The 2291-nt window shown below is 60.5% G+C and carries 3 protein-coding genes and 1 tRNA gene; all 4 read right to left on the bottom strand.

Going from position 1 to position 2291, the window contains the following annotated elements:
* Positions 1-633, bottom strand: a 633-nt coding sequence (locus NW852_RS00265) for a cytochrome c biogenesis protein CcdA (protein WP_414426374.1), incomplete at its 3' end; no start/stop codon positions are given.
* 115 nt (positions 634-748) lie between these two features.
* Complete coding sequence (locus NW852_RS00260) at positions 749-1267, bottom strand: inorganic diphosphatase (protein WP_414365475.1); 519 nt, start codon at positions 1265-1267, stop codon at positions 749-751.
* Positions 1268-1355: 88 nt separating this feature from the next.
* A tRNA-Asn gene (locus NW852_RS00255) sits at positions 1356-1427 on the bottom strand.
* An 87-nt stretch (positions 1428-1514) separates the two neighbouring features.
* Positions 1515-2291: M56 family metallopeptidase (locus tag NW852_RS00250; RefSeq protein WP_414426373.1), on the bottom strand; the 777-nt coding region annotated here is incomplete at its 5' end.

The raw sequence follows: 2291 nt of genomic DNA, 5'->3' as shown, positions 1-2291 counted from the left end.
AAACACCCCTGCCAAGAGCAGCGGCAAGACCAGCCCCAGGGCATAGGCCAGCAGCAACCCGCCCCCCACCCAGGGCTGCTCCGTGGTGGAAACCCAGCCCAGCAGGGCCACCAAAACCGGCGTGCTGCAGGGAGAAGCCACCAGGCCAAAGGTGGATCCCAGCACCACCGACCGGCTCAGCCCAGGCCACTGGCCAGGGATCTCCAACCGGTTAAACCAATCGGGGAAGCGCAGGGGGAAGACTTCCAGCAGGTTCAGCCCCATGAGGATGGCGATCCCTCCCGCCACTAGGGATCCAAAGGCAGTGGTTTGTCCATAAACCCGGCCTAGCAAAGCTGCCCCCAAACCCAGCAGGGTCAGGGTAAAAGCCACCCCAGCCGCAAAACCCAAAGATTGGGCCCAGATGTGCCGACGCACTTTTCCGGCCTCTTCATCAGGGCTAGGGGTGTAGCCGCCGATGTAGCCAATGGTTACCGGCAACATAGAGAGCAGACAGGGAGAAAGGCTGGTAACCAAACCTGCCAGACCCACCAGCAGCAGGCTCAGCGGGGAAAGGTGCTGCAGTTGACCTTGAACCAGCTCCGTTGCCCACTGCTCTAGGTGGTAGAGCCAAAGCTGAAGGGTATCCACCATAGCAAAAGCTGTCGAGTCCAAACCTAGGCTAGCTCAAGGAGCCCACTCCAGGGCAGCTTGGCGTCAACTGGCCAGCACCCTCAGCGGCGCGCTCCAGTCCAGAAAAGCTGGGGAGCTACTTGGACTGTTGGTAGGCGGCAATGCTGCTGGCGATCACTGCTTCGGTTTCGGCCAGACCTTTCCAGCCCAAGATCTGGGTTTCTTTCTTCTCTAGGCGCTTGTAGGTGGCGAAAAACTCGGCAATCTCGTCCAGGCGGTGCTGGGCAATATCTTCCAGCTTGGTTACGGAAGCATAGCGAGGATCCTTAGCGGGCACGCACAGCAACTTCTCATCCGGCTCCCCTGCGTCGATCATCTGCAGCATGCCCAGCGGGCGCACCGCAATCACGCACCCTGGAAAGGTGGGCTGATCCATGATCACCAGGCCATCCAAGGGATCCCCGTCCCCTGCCAGCGTATTGGGCACAAAGCCGTAGTCGTAGGGGTACTGCACCGAAGAGTAGAGCACCCGGTCTAGGGCCATCACGCCCATGTCTTTGTCAAACTCGTACTTGTTCTTGCTGCCGCCAGGGATCTCAATCAAGAGGTTGAGCAGACCCGGCTTGGGTTGGGCAGGGATCCGCGACAGGTCAATCACAGCAATTGTCCTCGAAATACGTGACGCAAAAATAGCCAGAGGGCATTATAGCTCCCAGGGCGGGACTTCAAGTAGCAAAGACAAGCTCCTCGGGCAAGATTCGAACTTGCGACCAATCGGTTAACAGCCGACCGCTCTACCGCTGAGCTACCGAGGATCAAAGTATCTTCCATCGTAGGGAAAAAAACGCCATCAGGCAACTCCCCCGAAGGAAAGGATTCTTGGCTCCGCCCAGGCCATCGTCTCAGTGGTGAAAGGGGATGGCCAATAAAGGCAGCAGAGCCAGCCCCAGCCAAGCCCAACCCTGCACGGAAAGGTGCGACGAGGGCGCGACGGGGCCCGACTCCTCTTGCTGCAATAGGGCATCGATGCGCTCTTGCAGCCGTCCCCCCGCAGTGGATCCCATTTCCAGGGCAAAGCCAACCCAAGCCGCTGCCGGCTGCTGCGCCATGCCATGGCCTACCACCTGCACCAGAGCCTCTCCCAGCACCAAGGGATCCACCCGCTGAGCCGCCCAGCAATCTGCCCGTAGCTCCCGCAGGGTCAGCAGTTCTTGCCAGAGAACCTCCGTATTCGGCAGCCAGCCGCTGAGGCGTCGCAGCCAACCAACCGCAAACATCCACAAGGTATCGCAGTAGTGACGATGGGCCTCTTCGTGGGCCAGCACTGCCTGCAGGTGCTCTTCATCCAACTGCTCCAGCAGACCGCGGCTAACCACCAATTGCGGCTTCCACACCCCCACCTGGGCAGCAAAAGGGATCTCCAAGTCCAGCACGTAGGCTGGAGAGCCATACAGCTCGACCTGGGCCAGAGCCTGCAGGCGGGCACGTCGGCAGGAGCGCCAGAACTCCCAAGCCCAGTGCAAGGCTACGCCCCCAGCCACGGCCAGCACCAGCAGCGCACAGCCATAGCAGAACCAGCCTCCTGACCCGGCCATTTGTCCCCATGGCCCCATCCAAGCTAGAGCAAGGGCAGTCATCAGCAAAAACAGCGGCGGCAGCAAGAAGTGGATCCAGGCCCA

Source organism: Synechococcus sp. H60.1 (assembly GCF_047462335.1).
Lineage (GTDB): Bacteria > Cyanobacteriota > Cyanobacteriia > Thermostichales > Thermostichaceae > Thermostichus.
This window is presented reverse-complemented; position numbering and strand designations above follow the sequence as displayed.